Source organism: Acidovorax sp. 99 (assembly GCF_003096455.1).
Taxonomy (GTDB): domain Bacteria; phylum Pseudomonadota; class Gammaproteobacteria; order Burkholderiales; family Burkholderiaceae_C; genus Acidovorax; species Acidovorax delafieldii.
In genome coordinates this window covers 4,570,573-4,590,240 of the sequence record NZ_QEKU01000001.1, presented here as the reverse complement: position 1 = coordinate 4,590,240, position 19,668 = coordinate 4,570,573, and the positions used below count along the sequence as shown (strand labels likewise).

Below are 19,668 nucleotides of genomic sequence, written 5' to 3'. Positions count from 1 at the left end.
TGCGCCCATGAGCACACCCCGCATCTGCCATGCCGAGCACCTACCCGGCACCGTGGCGCAGGACGCACATGTGCCAGTAATCATCGTGGGCGGCGGCGCCTGTGGCCTCACGGCGGCGCTGATGCTGCACGACGCCGGTGTGGACTGCGCGGTGCTGGAGCGCGATGCCACGCCGCTGGGCTCGTCGGCCCTCTCATCCGGCTTTATCCCCGCGCCCGGCACGCAGGCGCAGCGCGCGGCGGGCATTGATGACAGCCCAGAGCGTTTTGCCGCTGACATCAGCGCCAAGGCCAAGGGCAGGGCAGCGCCCCATTTGGTGCAGGCCTATGCCCAGGCCATCGGCCCGGCGCTCGATGCACTGCAAGACCGCCATGGCCTGCAGTGGCAGGTGCTCGATGGATTTTTGTACCCCGGCCACAGCGTGCGCCGCATGCACGCCACGCCCGAGAAAACCGGCGTGGGACTGATGGGCCGCCTGGCCAACGCGGTGACGGCGGTGGACATCCCGCTGATCACCGAAGCCACCGTGCGCGAGCTGTGGGTCAATGCCCAGCAGCGCGTGATCGGCGTGGGCTACGAGCGGCCTGATGGCACCCTGGAGCACCTGGCCTGCGACGCACTCATCCTGGCCTGCAACGGCTTTGGCGGCAACCCGTCCATGGTGCGCGAGCTGCTGCCCGAGATGCGCGACGCGCTGTTCGCCGGCCACACAGGCAACGACGGTAGCGCCATCGCCTGGGGCCAGGCGCTGGGCGCACGGCTGGCGGACCTGGGCGGCTACCAGGGCCACGGCTCCTGGGCCATTCCGCAGGGCGCGCTGATCTCGTGGGCGCTGATGATGGAAGGCGGCATCCAGGTCAATGCGCTGGGCGAGCGCTTTCACGACGAGACGCAGGGCTACTCCGAGGCCTCGGTGCGTGTGCTGGCGCAGCCGGGCGGCGTGGCATGGAATGTGTTTGATGCGCCCATCCTCGCACTGGCGCGCAGCTTTCCGGACTTTGTCGATGCCGAGGCCGCTGGTGCCGTCAAACACTGCGAGAGCGTGCAGACGCTGGCAGCGGTTATCGGTTGTGATGAATCAAAATTGATAGCAACCCTGGCAAATACCACTAGCGCTGGCGGCCAGAACGACCACAACTGTCGTGTATTTGCCCGCCCATTGCAGGCGCCGTTCTGCGCGGTCAAGGTGACCGGCGCGCTGTTCCACACCCAGGGCGGGCTGGACATCGACGCCCAGTGCCGCGTGCTGACGCAGACCGGCCAGCCATTTCCAAACCTGCTGGCCGCAGGCGGTGCGGCCCGTGGCGTGTCGGGCGATGCGGTGTGGGGTTATCTCTCCGGCAACGGCCTGCTCAGCGCCGTGGCCGGTGGCTACATCGCTGCGAACACGGCGGCCGGGCTAAACCGTCAGAAAGTGTGAAGACATGACCCCTTCATCGTTCAAAGAACGCCTCCATGAACCCCGCGCCATCCTGGCCCCTGGCGTCTACGACGCCCTGAGCGCCCTGGTGGCCGAGCAGGCGGGCTTCGAGGCGCTGTACCTCTCAGGCGCATCGATTGCCTACACCCGCCTGGGCCGGTCCGACGTGGGCCTGACCACCTACACCGAGGTGGAAGACACCCTGGCACGCATCACCGAGCGCGTACGCACGCCGGTCATCGTCGATGCCGACACCGGCTTTGGCAACGCACTCAACACCCAGCGCACCGTGCGCGGCTTTGAGCGTGCGGGCGCCGCCATGGTGCAGATCGAGGACCAGGGCTTTCCCAAGCGCTGCGGCCACCTGGACGGCAAGACGGTGGTGCCGGTGGGCGAGATGTGCGGCAAGCTCAAGGCCGCGCTGGACGCGCGCCGCAGCGCCCACACGCTGATCCTGGCCCGCACCGACGCGCTGGCCGTGGAGGGCATCGACGCCGCCTTCGACCGCGCCGAGGCGTACCTGGAATGTGGTGTGGATGCGCTTTTCATCGAAGCCCTGCGCACCCCCGAGCAGATGGACGCGGCCTGCCAGCGCTTTGCCCACCGCATCCCGCTGCTGGCCAACATGGTCGAAGGCGGCAAGACACCGATCCAGAGCGCGGCCGAGCTGCAGCAGCGCGGCTTTCGCATCGTGATCTTCCCCGGCGGCACCGCCCGCGCCGTGGCGCACACGCTGCAGGGCTACTACGCCAGCCTGCACACGCACCAGACCACGGCGCCCTTCAAGGACCGGATGATGGACTTTGACGGCCTGAACGCGCTGATTGGCACGCCCGAGTTGATGAAACAGGGGCGGCGCTACGAGTGAACCGCGCCGAGCCCAAGGCAGTGGCCCCGTCCGCACAGCGGCGGGTGAGGGCGCGTACCATGCTGTAAACGTTCTTCCCCCGAAACTGCATGGAGACCTCCCACATGGCCCACAACCCACAAACTATCACCCTGGGCGGCGGCTGCTTCTGGTGCACCGAAGCCGTTTTCGACCGCGTGCGCGGCATCACCGACGTGGAAAGCGGCTACACGAACGGCCACACCATAAACCCCACCTATGAGCAGATCTGCCAGGGCGACACCGGCCACGCGGAGGTGGTGCGCCTGACGTTCGACGCCGACGAAATCAGCCTGGAAGAAATCCTGGAAATCTTCTTCCACACCCACGACCCGACCACCCTCAACCGCCAGGGCAACGACGTGGGCACGCAATACCGCAGCGGCATCTACTACGACAACCCCGAGCACGGCGAGATCGCCAACGCCATGATCCGCCAGATGTCGCAAGACAAGCTGTTTGGCGCGCCCATCACCACCGAGGTGAAGCCACTGCAGAACTACAGTACGGCCGAGGCCTACCACCAGGACTACTTTGCCAACCATCCCAACGCGGGTTACTGCGCGTTTGTGGTGGGGCCGAAGGTGGAGAAGTTCAGGAAGACGTTTGCGAAGTACCTGAAGGCCTGAAACGTCGCGACATCAAACGCTGTCACGCCTCCTCCACAGTGATCTCCGTGGCATACCGAAGCAACCATTGAATCGTCCTTTTCAGCGCCACTGCTGCCATGCTCTCGTGCGACAAATGGTCGCAAATGAGCAAGCCTTCAGGCACCGCTGTCACGCTGACATGGTTTGGAGCATCCGCAGGTAAGCGTTCAAAGATCTGCGATATCCCTGCGTCTGCGTGCTCGGCGACGGTGTCTCGGAATTCGTTTGGCACTTTCAACGTGTATTCGTAGCCCATTGCAAAACCCTTTGTGTGGAGTCCTGATCGTAGAGGGACGCGAATTGAATGGGCATAATGCAACCTGATTGCGTTAAAAGCGCTACACGCCAACGCAGCTCTTATGCCTACTGCACCCTCTTCAACCCCGCACAGCCGACCTTGGGCACTCCCTCCGGGCATGCGCGCCACTCGCGCCACGCGAGCGTTGGCGGCAGTGTACGAAGCCCGGCCGGACGCAGCCCTGTCAGAGCCCGAGGTTGAAGCGGCCTTAGCTGCAGCGGGCGTTGCGGTCAACAAGGTCACGGTCTACCGCATGCTCGACCGTTTTGCCGCCGCCGGCCTGCTGCACAAGCAAGTCGATGCCGCCCGCGTGACGCGGTATGCGCTGGCGCCGCAAGGGGGGGAGGGCGCTGCACCGCGGTTTGAATGCGACGACTGCCACCGCCAGTTCCGCCTGTCACAGGGTTCGGCCAAGGTGCAGACCGCCCTCAAGCAGGTGCTGCAGGCGCTGGCCACCGCAGGACACGAGAGCCTGGCGGTGGACATTGCAGTGCACGGGCGCTGTGCCGACTGCGCGCATCCGGCAGAGGGCGCTGCCGCATGATCCGCACCCGGGGGCTTTCCTACACCTATGCCACGGGTGGCGCCGCGCCGCTGCGCTTTCCGGATGTGGACCTGCGCCAGGGCGGCACGCTGCTGCTGCGCGGGCGCTCGGGCACCGGCAAGTCCACCTGGCTGGCGCTGATGGCGGGCTTGCGCGGCGCCAGCGGGGGCGACCTGTTTGTGGCGGGCACCCAGCTGGGCACTCAGCGCGGGGCCGAGATCGATGCCTGGCGCGCGCGCAACATCGGCTTTCTGCCGCAGAAGCTGTACCTCAGCAGCGCACTCACCGTGGCGGACAACCTGGCGCTGGCGTACTTTGCAGCCGGGCTGCCGCGTGACGATGCGGCCATTCACCGCGCACTCACCCAAGTGGGGGTGGCCGAGCTGGCCGCCCGCAAGCCGCACCAGCTCTCCGGCGGGCAGGCGCAGCGCGTGGCGCTGGCGCGGGCCGTCCTCTTGGCGCCGCAGGTGCTACTGGCTGATGAGCCCACGGCCAGTCTGGACGACGAGGCGGCGGCCGACGCATTGGCCCTCCTGCAGCACAGCGCCGCTGCCTGCGATGCCAGCCTGGTGATTGCCACGCATGACCAGCGTGTGGTGTCCGCCCTGGCGGGTGTCCAGACCCTCAATTTGAATGAAATCGGCACGGAGCGCCGGTTGAATATGCCTGAGCAGCTATGAATTCAGGAGTATTCAAACTCGCCCGCCTGTCCTGGCGCTACCTGTGGTCCCGCCCGCTGGCCGCCGTGCTCAACCTGCTGGTGCTCACGCTGGGCCTGGCCGCCATCACTTTGGTGCTGCTGGTGGCCACACAGCTCGACAAGGCGTTTGAGCGCGACCTGAGTGGCATCGACCTGGTGGTGGGCGCCAAGGGCAGCCCGTTGCAGCTGATCCTGGCGGGCGTGTTCCACATCGACGTGCCCACGGGCAACATCCCCCTGCAAGAGGTGCAGACGCTGCAGAAGAACCCACTGGTGGCGCAGGTCATCCCGCTCAGCCTGGGTGACAGCTACCAGGGCTTCCGCATCGTGGGCACCACGCCGGACTACATCACGCACTACGCGGCCACGCTGGCCGAAGGCGCGCTGTGGCAGCAGCCCATGGACGCGGTGCTGGGCGCCAGCGTGGCGCGCGGCATTGTCAAGGCCAGCCACGCAGGTGCGCCGCTGGTCGGCGCCACCTTCATCGGCAGCCATGGCCTGGATGGAGGAGGGCATGCGCACGGCGACCACCCCTATCGCGTGAGCGGCGTGCTCGCGCCCTGCGGCTGTGTGCTGGACCGGCTGATCCTGACCAGCACCGAATCCGTCTGGATGGTGCACGAGACCGCCACGGCCAACGATGCCGAAGACCTGGAAATTCTGAAGGAAGAGCGCGAGGTGACTGTGGCGCTGGTGCACTATCGCACGCCCATGGCGGCCATCACGCTGCCGCGCCTGATCAACGGCGGCACCTCAATGCAGGCGGCGGCGCCTGCCATCGAGGTCACGCGCCTGCTGCGCCTGCTGGGCGTGGGCGCCGACGTGTTGCGGGCCTTTGGCGGCGTGCTGCTGGCCGTGGCAGCTCTCAGTGTGTTCATCGCCTTGTGGAATGCCGTGCGCGAGCGCCGCGCTGACCTGGCCATGCTGCGCATGCTGGGCGCACCCCCGGGCCGCGTGGCCGGGCTGGTGCTGTGGGAGGCGCTGTGGCTGGCCGCGCTCGCGTCCATGCTGGGGCTGCTGCTGGGCCACGGCCTGGCGCAGGCCTTGGGCTGGGCTTTGCAGGCGCAAGGGTTGCTGCCGGTGACGGGCTGGATCTGGCTGTCCGCCGAAGCCGGTGTGCCGCTGTTGGCCGCAGGCGTGGCGGCGGTGGCGGCGCTGCTGCCGGCGATGCAGGCCTACCGGACCGATGTGGCCGACTTGCTCAGCCAGCCATGACCGTCCCGTTGAACACCCCCGTTTTTGTTTAACCCAATTCTCTGAATCACCTGGAAGGACCCACCATGAAGCACCTGATCTCCGCGCTTGCCCTGGCCCCCATGCTCCTCGTTGGTGCGCTGGCCCACGCCCAAGTCCACAACGACAAGGACACCCACGAAGACATCGCCCGCCACCGTGCGATGGCGGCCGCGCACGAGGCGGCTGCGAAGTGCCTGGAATCCGGCAAGGGCCACGACCAGTGCCAGAAAGATTTGCAGGCGGCATGCCGGAACCTGGCCATCGGAAAATACTGCGGCATGAAGCATGCGCACTGATCGCCTGTTTGTCTTGAAGCTTGTTCGCCCGGAGTCCCCGCCATGCCCCGCACCTTGAACCCCTTGCCCGTCACCGGCCAGATGGCTCGCCTGGCTTGTATTGCCGCCGCGTTGGCAGTGGCAGGCGGTGCACATGCGCAGCAAGGCGGTGCCACCAAGCCCGCGCCGGGCGCTTTTGAGCGCGCCAAAGAAGGCGCGGCCGCAGCACCGGTGCTGTCGTCGCCCCTGCCTGCGGGGGCGGGCACTGCGGTGCCAGCGGGGTCGGGTGCGGGGTATCACAGCCCCAACAGTCCGATTGCCCCGCTGCCCCGGCGCAACGACGTGGTGCCCTGGTCGGTGCTGACCGACCTGAACAAGAAGACCACCAAAGACGGCATCCTGCCCGTGTTCAACGACGCCCAGAAGGGCATGGACAAGACCACGCAGCGCATCCAGGGCTTCATGGTGCCGCTGGACGCCAAGCCGACGCAGACGCACTTCATCCTCACCTCCGTGCCGCTGACCTGCTCGTTCTGCACGCCGGGCGGGCCCGAGAGCATGGTCGAGGTCAAGGCCAAGACACCCGTGCGCTATTCGCTGGAGCCCGTGGTGGTGGAAGGCAAGTTCACCGTGCTCCCCAATGATCAATATGGCCTGTACTACCGCGTGGTGGACGCGGTGCCGGTGAAATAATCCACGGCTTTTGCCGCTGCAGCCTCTGCCGCAATCCTTTCCCTTTTTGCCTGACGTGACCCGCGCCTTCCTTCGCCCTTTGCACCTGCCGTCCGCCGCCCTGCGCGGCGCAGCGGTGCGGCGCGTGGCATTGGCGTGGCTGCTGCTGGCATTGGTGGTGGTGCCCACGCTGGGGCGGCTGCACCAGGTGGTGCACGGCGGCGCGCTGGACCAGGCGCATGCCGGGCTGCTGGCCGCGCCCTCTTCGTTGCCCGGGCAGCCGGCGTGGGACCCGGCCCCCACTGCGCGGCCCGCTGCCACACCCGGCCACGGTCTGTGGCTCCCCTATCTGCTGGCCCACCACGCGCCAGTGGACTGCCTGTTGCTCGACCAGCTGGCGCTGGGCGACGCACTGCATGCCGCCCCGCTGGCGCTGCCTGCGGCCGATGCGCCGCTGCCGCCGGCCGTGCATGCGGCAGGGCGGGCGAGCACACCCCACATTGCGCTGTTCCATGCGCGCGGCCCACCGGTCGCCTGACGCGCAGCGCACCTCCAGCCCCACCTTCTCAGCCGGCGTCCCCGCTGTGTGCCTTGCAGGGCAACGCGGCGGTGTTGTGCCTGCTGGCGCAGGGCGCGGTATGCAAGCCGCTGTATGCAGGCCGATTTGGCGGCTGCCAGCGGCCGTACCACGGCGCGCCGCCCATCATTACTCCTGTTTTCATAGCTGCTAGCGCATATTTCACTGGCGCTTGCAGCGGTTTTTATTCATCAACCCGCGCCCCGGGCGCGGGTCGGCATGCGCAGGCGCGTTGGCACCGCCAGCGCCGCGCATGCCTTGTTGCAGGCCACCACCATGACCCACACCTTTTCTACCCACCGCTTTGCTTCCCGCCGTGCACGCCCGGCGCTCCACCCTGTGGCCCTGGCGACCCTGCTTGCGCTGTCTGGCACCAGCGTTGCCACCCAGGCGCAGACTGCACCCGCGCCCGCTGCGGCGGCTGACGCTGCACCCAGTCTGCCCGCTGTCACCGTGTCGGCCAGCGGCCTGCAGCTGGGCGCCAGCGACATGACCACACCCGCCACCGTGCTGGAAGGGGATGAACTGGTGCGCCGCCGCGAGGCCACGCTGGGCGAAACGCTGAACAGCGAGCCCGGCATCACCAGCAGCCACTTTGGTGCGGGCGCCAGCCGGCCCATCATCCGCGGCATGGACGGCCCGCGCGTCAAGGTGCTGAGCGACGGCGCCGAGCTGCACGACGCCTCCACCATCAGCCCCGACCACGCCGTGGTGTCCGAGCCGCTGCTGGCCACGCAGATCGAGGTGCTGCGTGGCCCCTCGGCCCTGGTCTATGGCAACGGCGCCGTGGGCGGCGTGGTCAACGTGCTGGACGGCAAGGTGCCCACCGCCATCCCGCAAAAGGGTTACGAAGGCAGCGCCGAGCTGCGCGCCAACTCGGGGGCGGGCGAGGGCGTCGGGGCCTTTTCGCTGACGGGCGGGGCGGGCAATCTGGCCGTGCATGTGGAAGGCGTGGCGCGGGATGCGGGCGACTACCGCGTGGGCAAGGGCTGGTCGGGCGGCAGCAAGGTGCTGGGCAGCTTCAACCGCACGGACACTGGCAGCGTGGGCCTGTCGTGGGTGGGCGACCAGGGCTACCTGGGTGCGGCCTACACCCGCCAGACCGCCAAGTACGGTCTGCCCGGCCACAACCACAGCTTTGACGGCTGCCACACCCATGGCGACCACCTGCACTGCGGCGCCCACGCGGACGACGAAGCCGACGGCCATGACCACGACGCCGCCGCAGGCGATGTGCCGGTGGTGGACCTGCGCAGCGAGCGCTTTGACGTGCGGGGCGAGCTGCGCAACCCGTTTGCGGGCTTCTCGGCCCTGCGGCTGCGCGCGGGTGTCACCGACTACAAACACGACGAGGTCGAAGACGGCGCCATCAGCACCACCTTCAAGAACAAGGCCTACGACACGCGCGTCGAGCTGCAGCACGAGCCCATCGGGGGCTTCAAGGGCGTGATCGGCCTGCAGACCTCGCAGCGCAAGTTCAGCGCCGAGGGCGAGGAGGCCTATGTGCAGCCCACTGTGACCCGCAAGACGGGCCTTTTCGTGCTGGAGGAGTACCTTTGGCGCGACTGGCGCTTTGAAGCCGCCCTGCGCCACGACCGCCAGACGGCCGAGGCCCAGACCAGCGGCATCGAGCGCAGCCACAACGGCACCTCGGCGTCGCTGGGCGCGGTGTGGAAGTTCACGCCGGGCTACCAGGTGGGCACCTCTTTCACCCGCGCCAGCCGCGCCCCGTCGGCCGAAGAGCTGTACGCCCAGGGCCTGCACATGGCCACCAGCACGTACGAACGGGGCAATGCCGACCTGCGCTCCGAAATCTCGCAGAACATCGATGTGAGCCTGAAGAAGACCAGCGGCGACACCACCTTCGGCGTGAGCGTGTTCCGCAACCGCATCCAGAACTACATCTATGGCCGCACCTTGGACGAGCTAGACGGCCTGCAACTGCTGCAGTACAGCCAGGCCGACGCCACCTTCACCGGCATCGAAGGCCAGGTGCGCCAGCGCCTCACACGCAATCTGGGCATCACCCTGTTTGGCGACACCGTGCGCGCCAGGCTGGACGGTGGTGGATTGCTGCCACGCATCCCGGCCACCCGCGCCGGTGTGCGGCTGGACGCCAACTGGCAGGCCTGGGAAGGCCAGGTGGAATGGGTGCAGGTGGCCCGCCAGAACCGCGTGGCCGACTTTGAAACCGCCACGCCCGGCTACGGCATGCTGAACCTGGGCGTGAGCTACAACAGCCAGTTCAGCAGCGGCACGCCCTGGCAGGTGTACCTGAAGGCCAACAACCTGACGGACCGCCTGGCGTACGCGCACACCTCGTTCATCAAGAACGCAGCGCCGCTGATGGGGCGCAACCTGACGGTGGGGGTGAAGGTGGCGTTCTGACGGGTGATGCCGTCGCGATGTCAGCGAGCCAGCGGCGGGGGAGAGCGTTGCTGGCTCGCCCACCTCCCGGCCCCAAACCACCCAATCCACCGAGTCCAAAGGTGACTTGGATGCATGCCATACTCGCTTTGACGTGGTTGATTTTTCGATCCGTCAAGGCGACGCTGCCTCAGTCCCGGTGATGGCGCGCACCCGCTTCGGAAATGGGATTGGCACCGCAGCAGGCCGCCCAACGCCGGGTTGCGCGACGCGCGAAGGACTTGTTCGGCGCTGCCCTGCATGAATCTGATCCATTTGCAATAGCCCTGCATGCCCATCACCCCCACGCCGTCCGCAAACCTGTTGCAACTGCTTCCTGAGGCGGTGGTGCAGACCGATGCGCTGTGGGAGATCACGTACCTGAACCCGGCGTGGCACAAGCTCACCGGCCACTCGGTGGCAGCGGCGCTTGGCAGGTCTTTGCTGGAGTTCGTGCATCCCGACGACATCGGCACCATGCGCTCGGGCATGCCGGTGTTCCGCTTGCGCTTTGCCGACGCGGACTACCGCTGGGTGCGTCTGCAGTTCCACCCGGAGACGGATGCGGCAGAGCGGGTGATCAGCCGCCAGGGTGTCCTGATCGAGATCACCGAGGTCACCGAGCAGGTGCTGGTGGAAATTCGCCAGCGTTTTCTGCGCTTGCTGGAAACCATTGATGGCGTGGTGTGGGAGGCTGAAATCGGGGTGGGCAATACCTTTCTGAGCCCACAGGTCGAACGCTTGTTCGGCTACTCCGTCGAGGAGTGGCGGGCTGACCCGGGCTTCTGGAGGGCGCATGTGCATCCCGATGATCTGGAGGAGGCCTTGGTGATCGACGATGCCGCCTACAACGCCACGCACAGCCATGCCTACGAGATGAGCTACCGGCTGATTGCCAAGTCGGGCAAGGTCGTGTGGGTACGTGACCTGTGCCGCGCGGTGGTCGAGCCGGGTCGGCCGAACCGCATGATCGGCCTGATGATCGACGTCACCCAGCAGAAGAACACCGAAATCGATTTGGTGCGCTCCGAAAACCGCTATTCGCTGGCGACGCGCGGCTCCAATGACGGCATCTGGTATTGGGACTTGCGCACGGACACCCTGCATGTGTCGGGGCGCTTTCTCCAGATCGTCGGGCTGGGGAGCCGCGATCATGTGTACGAGGGCGGCTGGCGCTTTCTGGAGCAACTCATCGACCGCGAGGATCGCGCTCGCGTACAGGAGGCCTACAGCAGGCACCTGTCCGGAAACAGCGCGAAATTTTCGGTGGACTTCCGCGCGTTCCACGGAGCGGGGCGGCTGGTATGGGTCAATTGGCGCGGGCTCGCCGAGTTTGAAGACGGCGTTGCGGTGCGCATGGCGGGCTCGTTGAGCGATCTGGCCGAGCGTGGCAGCTCCTACGATGCGCTGACCAACTTGCCTGGTCGGCCATTGTTCCGCGACCGCCTTGCACAACTGATAACGCTGCACCAAGGCGACGGGGTTAACGGGGATGAGGTGCCCACGCGCAGTGGGGCCACCATGTTCGCCGTGCTGCTGCTGGACCTCAACGGGTTCAAGGCGGTCAATGACTGCTACGGACACCATGTGGGCGACCAGCTATTGCAGCAGGTGGCGCGGCGGCTCGAATCCTGCGTGCGGGCGGTGGATCTGGTCGCCCGCATGAGTGGCGACGAGTTCAATGTGCTGCTGGAGTCCATTGACCCCGCTGAAGCCAGCCAACGGGCAGAGCAGATCGCCGCCGCCCTTGCCGCACCCTATGTGATCGGCGAACACACCGTGATCAGTGGCGCGAGTGTTGGCTTGGCCACCAGCGCATCCAGGCTGGCAACGGTCGACGACTACCTGCGCGCGGCAGACACCGCCATGTACCAGGCCAAAAGTCAGTCATTGGGCGTGTGCGTGGCCCCATAGGGCGTCGTGGCCACGCCCGGCGAGGGCGTGCGGATCCGGGCTGCAGGGCCGCAGGTGGGCGCCTCAAGGAACAATCGCCACCGATTTGACCTGGGCCCACACCGCGCTGCCGGGCGCCACGCCCAGCGCGTGCAAGGACCGGTGGGTGACCCGCGCCAGCAAAAATGACTCGCCACAGCGCAGCCGCACCAGCGCTTGCGAAGGGTGTACGTCGGGTGCTATGGAGTCGATCACGCAGGGCAGGTGGTTCTGGATGCTGGTCTGCATGGGCTCCTGCACCGTCAGGCTCACGTCGCGGGCCAGCACCCGCAGCCGCACTGTCTGACCCACAGGCAGGCCGCTGTCGCGCAGCCACATGGCGCCGCCCGCAAAGCCCACGCACGCCAGGTGCCAAGTAGTGTCCCGCTCCAGCACCTGACCGCGCAGCAACGCGCCCGCGTCGTCGCCCAGCACCATGGGCAGGTGCACCGACGACAGCACCTGGTCCACCGGCCCGGCGGCCTTGACCTGACCGCCATCCAGCACCACCAGGTGGTCGGCCAGCCGTGCCAGTTCGTCGGCAGAGTGCGTGACATACAGCATGGGGATGTGCAGCTCGTCGCGCAGGCGCTCCAGCCAGGGCAGGATCTCCTGGCGCCGCGCCAGGTCAAGGGCGGCCATGGGTTCGTCCAGCAGCAGCAGGCGGGGGGAGGTTGCCAGGGCACGGGCAATGGCCACCCGCTGGCGCTCGCCGCCCGACAGCTGACCCGGCCGGCGTTGCAGCAGGCGGCTGATGCCCAGCAGCTCGATGGCAGCCTGCAGCGTGGCCTCGGCCTGCGCAGACCGGGCGCGCTTGAGGCCATACCGCAGGTTGCCCAGCACGTCCAGGTGCTCGAACAGGCTGGCCTCCTGAAACACATAACCAAGCGCCCGCCGGTGTGTGGGCAAAAACACCTGGGCGGCATCGTCTTGCCACACCTCGCCGTCCACGGCCACCAGGCCAGGGCGTGCGCGCTCCAGCCCCGCCACACAGCGCAGCACGCTGGTCTTGCCCGAGCCCGATGCGCCGAACAACACCGTGATACCGCTGCCGGGCAGGTGCAGGTCCACATTCAACGCAAAGTCGGCACGCGGCAGCGTGAGCCGGATGCGCAGGTCGCCGGGCGCACTCATGGCAGCACCCGCGAACCACGGTTCTTGAGCAGCGCCAGGCACAGCAGCACCACGAAGGAGAACAGCACCATGCCGCCCGCCAGCCAGTGCGCCTGGGCGTATTCCATGGCCTCCACATGGCCATAGATCTGGGTCGAGACCACCCGTGTCTTGCCCGGGATGTTGCCGCCAATCATCAGCACCACGCCAAACTCGCCCACCGTGTGGGCAAAACTCAGGATGGCAGCGGTGAGCAGGCCGGTGCGGGCCTGCGGCAGGGCCACGGTAAAAAACGCATCCACCGGGCTGGCCCGCAAGGTGGCGGCCACCTCCATCGGGCGGCGACCCATCGACTCGAAGGCATGCTGCAGCGGCTGCACCGCAAACGGCATGGAGAACACCACCGACCCGATCACCAAGCCCATGAAGGTGAACGACAGCAGGCCCCAGCCCATGGCCTGCGTCAACTGCCCCAGCGGCCCGGCGGGCCCCATGGCCACCAGCAGGTAAAAGCCGAGCACCGAGGGCGGCAGCACCAGCGGCAGGGTCACAAAGGCGCCCACGGGTCCCTTCCACCACGACTCGGTTTGCGACAGCCACCAAGCCAGTGGCGTGGCGATCAACAGCAGCACTAGCGTGGTGAGGGTGGCAAGCTGCAGGGTCAGCCAGATGGCTTGCAGTGCTTCAGGGCCCAGGGGCATAAAGGAAAAGGGCGGTGGCGTGGATGGGGTGTGAGTATCTCAGTGCTCGTAGCCAAAGCCGCGGATGACCGCGCGCGCCTTGTCGCCCTTTAGGTATTGCAGCAATGCCGCCGCTGCGGCGTTGCCCTGGCCCTTGGTCAGCAGCACGGCGTCCTGGCGCAGCGGTGTGTAGAGCGCTGCAGGGACGGCCCACACCGAGCCCTCCACCAGGCGGCCATCGGCCATCACCTGCGACAGGGCGACAAAGCCAAGCTGGGCATTCTGGGTGGCAACGAACTGGTGGGTCTGGGCAATGTTCTCACCCTGCACAAACTTGGGCCGCAAGCTGTTCAGCACGCCCAGATGGGTCAATACCTCCACTGCGGCGGCTCCGTAAGGGGCGAGCTTGGGGTCGGCCAGCGCGATCTTGTCGAAGGTGCCGGATTGGAGCACCTGGCCCTGTGCATCTACCAGGCTGGGCTGCTTGCTCCAAAGGGCCAGCTTGCCAACGGCGTAGGTGAAACGGCTGGCATCGACCGCCAGGCCTTCCTTGGCGAGCCTGGCCGGGGTTTCATCATCGGCGGACAGCAGCAGGTCAAACGGCGCACCGTTCTTGATCTGCGCATAGAACCGCCCGGTGGAGCCAAAAGCCAGCGTGGCTTTGTGGCCGGTGTCCTGCTCGAACAGGCGGGCAATCTTTTGCATCGGGGCTGTGAAGTTGGCGGCCACGGCCACCGACACCTCTCCCGCTTGGGCCGAAACCGCCATCGCCAACGAGGCGGCCAGAGACAACAGGAAACGCTTCACGACAAGCTCGCTATTCTTCATTGGAATAGCGGGACTGTAGCATGTCAGCCACTGCGCTATTCCATTGATGAACAGCGATGCCTCAAGCGTCTGTACCACCCAGTTAACATGCCCGCATGAGCAATTCTTCACTGCCACTGGCCGAGGTGCTGGGCCACGAGGCCACGGACAAGCGCATCGACATCCTGCGCCGCATCGGCGAGGTGGGCTCCATTTCCGAGGCGGCGCGGGGCGCGGGTGTGAGCTACAAGGCCGCCTGGCAGGCACTGGAGACGCTGACCAACCTGGCCGGGGTGCCGCTGGTGGAGAAGGTGGTGGGCGGCAGCGGCGGCGGCGGGGCCGCGCTCACCCCAGCCGGCCAGCGGGTACTGCAGGCGGCCCATGCGCTGGCGCATGCACGCCAACAGGTGCTGGGCCGATTGAAGAGCGACGACGACGCAGCGACCGGCCGCGCCGCACTGGCGCTGCGCACCAGCATGCGCAACCAGTTTCCTTGCACCGTGGGCAAGGTGCGGGCAGTGGGAGGGCTGGTGCGTGTGCAGCTGCTGCTGGCGGATGGGCAGGCGCTGCATGCGTCCATCACGCGGGTCAGCGCCCAGTTGCTGGGTTTGAAGGCAGGGGCTGGTGTGCTGGCGCTGTGCAAGGCGACGGCGGTTCAGGTGGCCCCTGCCACTGGCAGTCCCGCAGGCAATGCCATGGCCGGGGTGGTGCGGAGCGTCGCTCGCGGCGCCGCCCCCGAGGTGGTGCTGCAGCTGCCCAGCGGCATCCAGCTGGTGGGCTTTGCCGCTGAAGGAGCCAAGGTTCGAGCGGGCCAGCAAGCCACGGCGGTTTTTGACGAATCCAGCATCGTCATCGCCGCGGCTTCCTGAGGGGACAGGCGGACCAGCGGGCCCCGCTACCTGCTGCGATCGCCGTCGCGCACGGATTCGATCGTGCCGTTGTAGATGCGAACTACCCCCAGGAAGGTGCCCGGCCCCCGGTCGTACGTCCACTCTTCCATGGGCACACACTGGTTGGCCAGCACTGCTGCGGGACCGCCCGGGCGGTAGGGCGTCACCACCCAGCCCAGCTGCAGCATGGAAACGCACACGCCCTGGCGGTAGATGGGATCACCACATTTCTGCAGCAGCGTCACGGGAGAGTCGCCTTTGCCCACCAGCGATCCATTGCAGCGCAGGGACTGCGAGGCCTGGGCCGGCAGCACCGTGCACAGGGCCAGTGCGGTTGCCACCAGCTGCAAGGTCCTTTGATGAAGGCCTGGCAGCGCTGTCTGGTTGCGGAGGTATCTCATGGAGGCGGTTTCGAAAATACTGCGCATTACTGTACAGCGGCACAGCCGTGGAGGGGCGTGCACCGCCTTTCGCTTCGCTTTCATCGCCTGTCCGTAGAAGCACAGTGGCCCCAGCCCGCCACAGGCGGCATGATCGGGGGATGAAACTGCTGTTGGTCGAAGACGATTTTGATCTGGCCGGGGCCCTGAGCCGCAGTCTGGTGGCCCGTGGGTTCGAGGTGTTGTGCTGCGCCGATGGCAAGGAGGCCCTGGCGGCTGCGCGGCGCACCGCGTTTGACGTGATCACGCTCGACCTGTCGCTGCCGGGCCTGGACGGGCTGGAGGTGCTGCGGCGCCTGCGCGATGGCGGCAGCACCACGCCGGTGCTGGCATTGACGGCCCGCGCGGCCGTCACGGACCGGGTGGCGGGGCTGGAGGCCGGGGCCGATGACTACCTGGCCAAGCCGTTTGACCTGGACGAACTGGTGGCGCGGCTGCGAGCCCTCACGCGCCGCGTGGGGCGCGACGGGCAGTTGCGCTGCGGCGCTCTTTACCGCGAGCCGGGCAGTGGCGTGTTCTACAACGATGCCTTGCCGCTGGAGTTGTCGCAGCGGGAGTCCGAACTGCTGCGGCTGCTGATGTCGCGCGTGGATCGGGTGGTCAGCAAGGAAGAGCTGCGCACCCAGGTGTTTGCCAACACGGACGAGCAGGTGCAAGCCGATGCGGTGGAAGTGGTGGTGCACCGGCTGCGCAAGAAGCTGGTGGGCACCAACGCCGAGATCGTGACCTTGCGCGGCGTGGGTTACCTGCTGTGCGACGCCGACAGCATGGCCGCCCACAAGACGGACAAAGCCGACAAGTCCGATAAGGGCGGGGTGGCCCGGTGACGCTGAGGTGGTGGCAGCGGCGGCCCTGGCGGCCGCGGGGCGGCTCATTGCAGCGGGTGCTGCTGGTGGGCTGGCTGGTGCCGCTGTGGGGGCTGGTGGCCGTGATCTGCGTGGTGCAATGGACCTATCAGGCGCAGCATGACGCCACTGCGCAGGACGAGGCCCTGCGCCAGGCGCTGGCGCACTGGCCCGCAGATCTGTCAGCAGAGCCTGCCGCATCCCTGCCTGCCCAACCAGCGCCCGGTGTCTGGTACCGCGAGAGCAATCTGGACGGCGAACGCCTGGCTGGCAGCCCCGATCTGCCGCGCGTGCCTCCCACCGAGGTGGTGCGTGACCCCGGTGCCGTGCACTTCTACCTGGCGCAGGTGGGCGACCGGCTGGTGCGGGTGGCCGTGACCCTGTACCAGCCCACCGTGGCGAAGGAGGGGAAAGCCGCAGCTGCGCCCGTGGTGCGCCAGGTGGCACGCCCGCTGGGCGAGCGCCTGCCCGGCGCGCGCAGCCTGCTGGGCGGCGGCTCGGGCCTGTGGTGGGTGCTTCTGCTGGCCGTGGCGATGACCGCCGTGGCGGTGCTGCTGGCACGGGCAGCGTCGGGATGGCTGCGGCATGCCGATGTGTCGCTGATGCGGCCGCTGAGCACCGACGCTGCGGTCACGGCAGAGCGCATCTACGAAGGCCCGTCAGAACTCGCGCCCGCCGTGCAGCATTTTGCCGAGCTGCAACACAGCCAGAGCCGCTGGATCGAGGAGCAGCGGCGCTTTCTGGCCGATGCCACCCACCAGCTGCGTACCCCCATGGCCGTACTGCGCACCCAGCTGCAGGCCGCCATGGCAGGCGACATGCTGGTGGGCGATGCGCTGCAGCAGATGCTGCACACCGTGGACCGCGCCTCGGGCCTGGCCAACCAGTTGCTCAGCCTGAGCAAGGTGGAGCAGCTCAAGCGCATGGGCGAGCTGCCCAGCGTGGACCTGAACGCGATTGCCCGCGAGGCCGTGATGGAGCTGGCACCGCTGATTGCGGCCAAACGGCTCGACTTTGCGCTGGAGGGCCCCGACACGCTGTGGGCACCCGGCGACGCGGCGCTGCTGGGCGAGCTGATGCGCAACCTGCTGGCCAACGCCATCCACCACACGCCCATCCATGGGCGTCTGGGCGTGCTGCTGCGCGACAGCACAGGGCGGCGCGAGGTGCTGGTGTGGGACGAGGGCCCCGGCATCGACGACGCTGTGCGGCAGCGATTGTTCCAGCCGTTTTCGGCCGGGCAGGGTGGGGTGGGCCTGGGGTTATCCATCTGCCGGCAGATTGCCGAGGCAATGGGCGCGCAGGTCACGCTGTTCAACCGCATGGACGCGGGGCAGGTCATCGGCGTGGATGCCGTCGTGACCTGGGAAGAATGAGATGCCCGTGACGCCGCCCTCTGAGACACCAACCGTGCATGGCATCGAGTTCCGGGATGTCAGCAAGCGCTACGGCTCGTCGCCCGACGCTCCGCTGGTGGTGGACCACATCAGCTTCAGCGTGCCGCGCGGCACGCTCACCACCATCCTCGGGCCGTCGGGCTGCGGCAAGACGACCACGCTGCGCCTGATAGCCGGGCTCGAATCACCCACATCGGGCCGCATCTTTATCGACGGGCAGGATGTGACCCCCCTCGGCCCGGCGCAGCGCAATGTGAGCCTGGTGTTCCAGAACTACGCGCTGTTTCCGCACATGAACGTCATCGACAACGTGGTCTACGGCTTACACCTTTCGGGCCTGGGCAGTCAGCAGGTGCGCGAAAAGGCCCGCGCCATGCTCGACACCGTGGGCCTGCACGGCCTGGACCAGCGCAAGCCGCATGAGCTGTCGGGCGGGCAGCAGCAGCGGGTGGCGCTGGCGCGGGCGCTGGCGCTGGAGCCCGCCGTGCTGCTGTTTGACGAACCCCTGTCCAACCTGGACGCCCGCCTGCGCCGTTCCATGCGCGAGGAAATCCGGGCCCTGCAGCAGCGCCTGAAGCTCACCGTGGCCTATGTCACCCACGACCAGTCCGAAGCGCTCGCCGTCAGCGACCAGATCGTGGTGATGGACCGGGGCGCCATCGCCCAGTGCGGCGCGCCCAGCGCGCTGTACGAGCAACCCACGTCCGAGTTTGTGGCGGGCTTCATGGGCGAGGCCATGCTGTTTGCAGCCCAGAACCACGCGCCCCGCCCGGGCAGCAATGCAGCCACCGGGTACGCGCAACTGGGCCCGCTGCGTGTGCCGTCACCCGCCGCACTGCCCGCGGGCCCGGTCAAGATCGCCGTGCGGCCTGAGGCCTGGGTGATTGGCCCGGCCACATCGGCGGGCCTGGCCGCGCGGGTCACCCGCTGCACCTACCTGGGCAGCGTCATGGAATACACCTTTGCCAGCGCCCTGGGCGCCATTTTTGTGGTGTCGCCCCTGGTGGAGTTGCCGCTGGATGTGGGGGCCCCGGTCAGCCTGACGCTGGCAGACCATGGCGTATCCGTGGTGGCCGGATAAGAACCTGTTCAAAGGTGCGCCGCGTTTGCCCGGTATGCGCCCGGCATGCGCCACACCGTTTTGTTAACCCCTTTTTGATGAGCCATGCCTCTGGACTACACCGTTGCTGTTTTTGACCTGGACAACTGCCTGATGGATGCGCGGGCGGTGGGCCCCTTGTTCGAGCCCGCATTCGAGGCCGTGCGGCAAGCCAACCAGGGTGCGCTGAGCCCGCAGGCCCTGGACCAGGCGCTGCAGGCTTGCTGGTTCACTGCGTTCGACCTGGTGGCTGAGCGCCACCATTTCACGCCGGCCATGCGCGCGGCGGGGTGGCAGCAGTTCAGCCAGATGGAGGCGAAGGCGCCGTTGCGAGGCTATGCCGACATCGGCCTGCTGCCCCGCATTCCGTTGCGGCGCTACCTGGTCACCAGCGGCTTTCGGCGCCTGCAGGACAGCAAGATCGATGCGCTGGGAATCCGCCCCTGGTTTGAACAGGTGCTCATCGACGCGATTGACGCACCACCCACTGGTGCCGGGCACGGCAAGCAGGCCCTCTTTGAACAGATCCTGGCCCGCGAGGGTTGCACGCCCCGCCAGATGCTGGTGGTGGGCGACAACCCCTTGTCCGAGCTGGCGGCCGGGCGCGCGCTGGGGGCTACCACCGTCCAGACCGTGCGGCCGGGTGTCGAGCCTTGGCCGCTGGCTGACCATCGGGTGGATGGTCTGCAAGGGCTGCTGGCCCTGCTGTCGGCGGACGCACCGCGCGCCGCAGCGGATATGCCCCCAGCGGGCCCAGACCACAGGTTTTGAAAGAAATCGGTGTCAAGCGCTGGTGCAATA

Annotated in this window: 21 protein-coding genes; 16 read left to right on the top strand and 5 right to left on the bottom strand. The window is 67.4% G+C overall.

Features of this window, described 5'->3' with window-relative positions:
• The first annotated feature begins 7 nt into the window (after positions 1–7).
• The 3 genes from C8C95_RS21125 (at position 8) to msrA (ending at position 2,935) form a co-directional block, all read left to right on the top strand.
• Positions 8–1,420, top strand: coding sequence for an FAD-dependent oxidoreductase (locus C8C95_RS21125; protein ID WP_116749883.1), 1,413 nt, complete (start codon positions 8–10; stop codon positions 1,418–1,420).
• 4 nt (positions 1,421–1,424) lie between these two features.
• Positions 1,425–2,288 (top strand): isocitrate lyase/PEP mutase family protein, encoded by an 864-nt coding sequence (locus C8C95_RS21120; protein WP_116749882.1) that lies wholly within the window; start codon positions 1,425–1,427, stop codon positions 2,286–2,288.
• A 104-nt stretch (positions 2,289–2,392) separates the two neighbouring features.
• Complete coding sequence (msrA, locus tag C8C95_RS21115; protein ID WP_116749881.1) at positions 2,393–2,935, top strand: peptide-methionine (S)-S-oxide reductase MsrA; 543 nt, start codon at positions 2,393–2,395, stop codon at positions 2,933–2,935.
• A 22-nt stretch (positions 2,936–2,957) separates the two neighbouring features.
• On the opposite strand, the gene C8C95_RS21110 is transcribed toward msrA, so the two are convergent.
• A complete protein-coding gene (locus C8C95_RS21110) occupies positions 2,958–3,212 on the bottom strand; it encodes a hypothetical protein (protein WP_116749880.1) in 255 nt (84 codons plus the stop codon).
• Positions 3,213–3,372: 160 nt separating this feature from the next.
• On the opposite strand from C8C95_RS21110, the gene C8C95_RS21105 reads away from it, so the two are divergent.
• The 8 genes from C8C95_RS21105 to C8C95_RS21070 all read left to right on the top strand — a co-directional run bounded on the left by C8C95_RS21105 (position 3,373) and on the right by C8C95_RS21070 (position 11,578).
• Positions 3,373–3,798, top strand: coding sequence for a Fur family transcriptional regulator (locus tag C8C95_RS21105; protein WP_116749879.1), 426 nt, complete (start codon positions 3,373–3,375; stop codon positions 3,796–3,798).
• A complete protein-coding gene (locus tag C8C95_RS21100) occupies positions 3,795–4,478 on the top strand; it encodes an ATP-binding cassette domain-containing protein (protein ID WP_116749878.1) in 684 nt (227 codons plus the stop codon). Before C8C95_RS21105 ends, C8C95_RS21100 begins: the two co-directional genes overlap by 4 nt.
• Positions 4,475–5,713, top strand: a complete 1,239-nt coding sequence (locus C8C95_RS21095) for an FtsX-like permease family protein (protein ID WP_116749877.1) — start codon at positions 4,475–4,477, stop codon at positions 5,711–5,713. The genes C8C95_RS21100 and C8C95_RS21095 overlap by 4 nt, the downstream gene beginning before the upstream one ends.
• 65 nt (positions 5,714–5,778) lie before the next feature.
• Complete coding sequence (locus tag C8C95_RS21090; protein ID WP_116749876.1) at positions 5,779–6,030, top strand: hypothetical protein; 252 nt, start codon at positions 5,779–5,781, stop codon at positions 6,028–6,030.
• A 42-nt stretch (positions 6,031–6,072) separates the two neighbouring features.
• The gene (locus C8C95_RS21085) at positions 6,073–6,702 is read left to right on the top strand and encodes a DUF3299 domain-containing protein (RefSeq protein WP_116749875.1); all 630 of its coding nucleotides are present in this window, start codon (positions 6,073–6,075) and stop codon (positions 6,700–6,702) included.
• A 55-nt stretch (positions 6,703–6,757) separates the two neighbouring features.
• Positions 6,758–7,219, top strand: a complete 462-nt coding sequence (locus C8C95_RS21080; RefSeq protein WP_243415740.1) for a hypothetical protein — start codon at positions 6,758–6,760, stop codon at positions 7,217–7,219.
• A gap of 315 nt (positions 7,220–7,534) precedes the next feature.
• Entirely contained in the window at positions 7,535–9,646 is a 2,112-nt protein-coding gene (locus C8C95_RS21075; protein ID WP_116750396.1) for a TonB-dependent receptor, read from the top strand.
• Positions 9,647–9,955: 309 nt separating this feature from the next.
• Positions 9,956–11,578 (top strand): sensor domain-containing diguanylate cyclase, encoded by a 1,623-nt coding sequence (locus C8C95_RS21070; RefSeq protein ID WP_116749874.1) that lies wholly within the window; start codon positions 9,956–9,958, stop codon positions 11,576–11,578.
• Positions 11,579–11,641: 63 nt separating this feature from the next.
• On the opposite strand, the gene modC is transcribed toward C8C95_RS21070, so the two are convergent.
• From modC to modA, 3 genes are read right to left on the bottom strand one after another with little or no spacing between them, the layout of a single operon-like run.
• Positions 11,642–12,730 carry a molybdenum ABC transporter ATP-binding protein gene (modC, locus tag C8C95_RS21065; protein ID WP_116749873.1) on the bottom strand — a complete coding sequence of 363 codons (1,089 nt, stop codon included), beginning with the start codon at positions 12,728–12,730 and terminating at the stop codon, positions 11,642–11,644.
• Positions 12,727–13,410, bottom strand: coding sequence for a molybdate ABC transporter permease subunit (gene modB, locus C8C95_RS21060; protein ID WP_116749872.1), 684 nt, complete (start codon positions 13,408–13,410; stop codon positions 12,727–12,729). The genes modC and modB overlap by 4 nt, the downstream gene beginning before the upstream one ends.
• 39 nt (positions 13,411–13,449) lie before the next feature.
• Positions 13,450–14,157 (bottom strand): molybdate ABC transporter substrate-binding protein, encoded by a 708-nt coding sequence (modA, locus tag C8C95_RS21055; protein ID WP_165836603.1) that lies wholly within the window; start codon positions 14,155–14,157, stop codon positions 13,450–13,452.
• Between the two features lie 155 nt (positions 14,158–14,312).
• Here modA and C8C95_RS21050 point away from each other — a divergent pair, with 155 nt between their 5' ends.
• Positions 14,313–15,065: a TOBE domain-containing protein gene (locus C8C95_RS21050; RefSeq protein ID WP_116749871.1), complete on the top strand. Its 753-nt coding sequence runs from the start codon at positions 14,313–14,315 to the stop codon at positions 15,063–15,065.
• 26 nt (positions 15,066–15,091) lie between these two features.
• On the opposite strand, the gene C8C95_RS21045 is transcribed toward C8C95_RS21050, so the two are convergent.
• A complete protein-coding gene (locus C8C95_RS21045) occupies positions 15,092–15,487 on the bottom strand; it encodes a DUF2845 domain-containing protein (protein ID WP_243415739.1) in 396 nt (131 codons plus the stop codon).
• Positions 15,488–15,627: 140 nt separating this feature from the next.
• Between C8C95_RS21045 and C8C95_RS21040 the strand changes: the two genes are divergently transcribed.
• The 4 genes from C8C95_RS21040 to C8C95_RS21025 all read left to right on the top strand — a co-directional run bounded on the left by C8C95_RS21040 (position 15,628) and on the right by C8C95_RS21025 (position 19,638).
• The gene (locus C8C95_RS21040; protein ID WP_056744825.1) at positions 15,628–16,353 is read left to right on the top strand and encodes a response regulator transcription factor; all 726 of its coding nucleotides are present in this window, start codon (positions 15,628–15,630) and stop codon (positions 16,351–16,353) included.
• A 56-nt stretch (positions 16,354–16,409) separates the two neighbouring features.
• The gene (locus C8C95_RS21035) at positions 16,410–17,747 is read left to right on the top strand and encodes an ATP-binding protein (protein ID WP_243415795.1); all 1,338 of its coding nucleotides are present in this window, start codon (positions 16,410–16,412) and stop codon (positions 17,745–17,747) included.
• 1 nt (position 17,748) lies between these two features.
• Positions 17,749–18,849 carry an ABC transporter ATP-binding protein gene (locus C8C95_RS21030; RefSeq protein WP_116749869.1) on the top strand — a complete coding sequence of 367 codons (1,101 nt, stop codon included), beginning with the start codon at positions 17,749–17,751 and terminating at the stop codon, positions 18,847–18,849.
• An 84-nt stretch (positions 18,850–18,933) separates the two neighbouring features.
• The gene (locus C8C95_RS21025; RefSeq protein ID WP_116749868.1) at positions 18,934–19,638 is read left to right on the top strand and encodes an HAD family hydrolase; all 705 of its coding nucleotides are present in this window, start codon (positions 18,934–18,936) and stop codon (positions 19,636–19,638) included.
• The last annotated feature ends 30 nt before the right edge of the window (positions 19,639–19,668 follow it).

Bases quoted from the DNA above. Each gene is read 5' to 3' on its own strand.
- C8C95_RS21125 (WP_116749883.1), top strand. From the start codon at position 8: ATGAGCACACCCCGCATCTGCCATGCCGAGCACCTACCCGGCACCGTG.
- C8C95_RS21120 (WP_116749882.1), top strand. From the start codon at position 1,425: ATGACCCCTTCATCGTTCAAAGAACGCCTCCATGAACCCCGCGCCATC.
- msrA (WP_116749881.1), top strand. From the start codon at position 2,393: ATGGCCCACAACCCACAAACTATCACCCTGGGCGGCGGCTGCTTCTGG.
- C8C95_RS21110 (WP_116749880.1), bottom strand. From the start codon at position 3,212: ATGGGCTACGAATACACGTTGAAAGTGCCAAACGAATTCCGAGACACC.
- C8C95_RS21105 (WP_116749879.1), top strand. From the start codon at position 3,373: ATGCGCGCCACTCGCGCCACGCGAGCGTTGGCGGCAGTGTACGAAGCC.
- C8C95_RS21100 (WP_116749878.1), top strand. From the start codon at position 3,795: ATGATCCGCACCCGGGGGCTTTCCTACACCTATGCCACGGGTGGCGCC.
- C8C95_RS21095 (WP_116749877.1), top strand. From the start codon at position 4,475: ATGAATTCAGGAGTATTCAAACTCGCCCGCCTGTCCTGGCGCTACCTG.
- C8C95_RS21090 (WP_116749876.1), top strand. From the start codon at position 5,779: ATGAAGCACCTGATCTCCGCGCTTGCCCTGGCCCCCATGCTCCTCGTT.
- C8C95_RS21085 (WP_116749875.1), top strand. From the start codon at position 6,073: ATGCCCCGCACCTTGAACCCCTTGCCCGTCACCGGCCAGATGGCTCGC.
- C8C95_RS21075 (WP_116750396.1), top strand. From the start codon at position 7,535: ATGACCCACACCTTTTCTACCCACCGCTTTGCTTCCCGCCGTGCACGC.
- C8C95_RS21070 (WP_116749874.1), top strand. From the start codon at position 9,956: ATGCCCATCACCCCCACGCCGTCCGCAAACCTGTTGCAACTGCTTCCT.
- modC (WP_116749873.1), bottom strand. From the start codon at position 12,730: ATGAGTGCGCCCGGCGACCTGCGCATCCGGCTCACGCTGCCGCGTGCC.
- modB (WP_116749872.1), bottom strand. From the start codon at position 13,410: ATGCCCCTGGGCCCTGAAGCACTGCAAGCCATCTGGCTGACCCTGCAG.
- modA (WP_165836603.1), bottom strand. From the start codon at position 14,157: ATGGCGGTTTCGGCCCAAGCGGGAGAGGTGTCGGTGGCCGTGGCCGCC.
- C8C95_RS21050 (WP_116749871.1), top strand. From the start codon at position 14,313: ATGAGCAATTCTTCACTGCCACTGGCCGAGGTGCTGGGCCACGAGGCC.
- C8C95_RS21045 (WP_243415739.1), bottom strand. From the start codon at position 15,487: ATGAGATACCTCCGCAACCAGACAGCGCTGCCAGGCCTTCATCAAAGG.
- C8C95_RS21040 (WP_056744825.1), top strand. From the start codon at position 15,628: ATGAAACTGCTGTTGGTCGAAGACGATTTTGATCTGGCCGGGGCCCTG.
- C8C95_RS21030 (WP_116749869.1), top strand. From the start codon at position 17,749: ATGCCCGTGACGCCGCCCTCTGAGACACCAACCGTGCATGGCATCGAG.
- C8C95_RS21025 (WP_116749868.1), top strand. From the start codon at position 18,934: ATGCCTCTGGACTACACCGTTGCTGTTTTTGACCTGGACAACTGCCTG.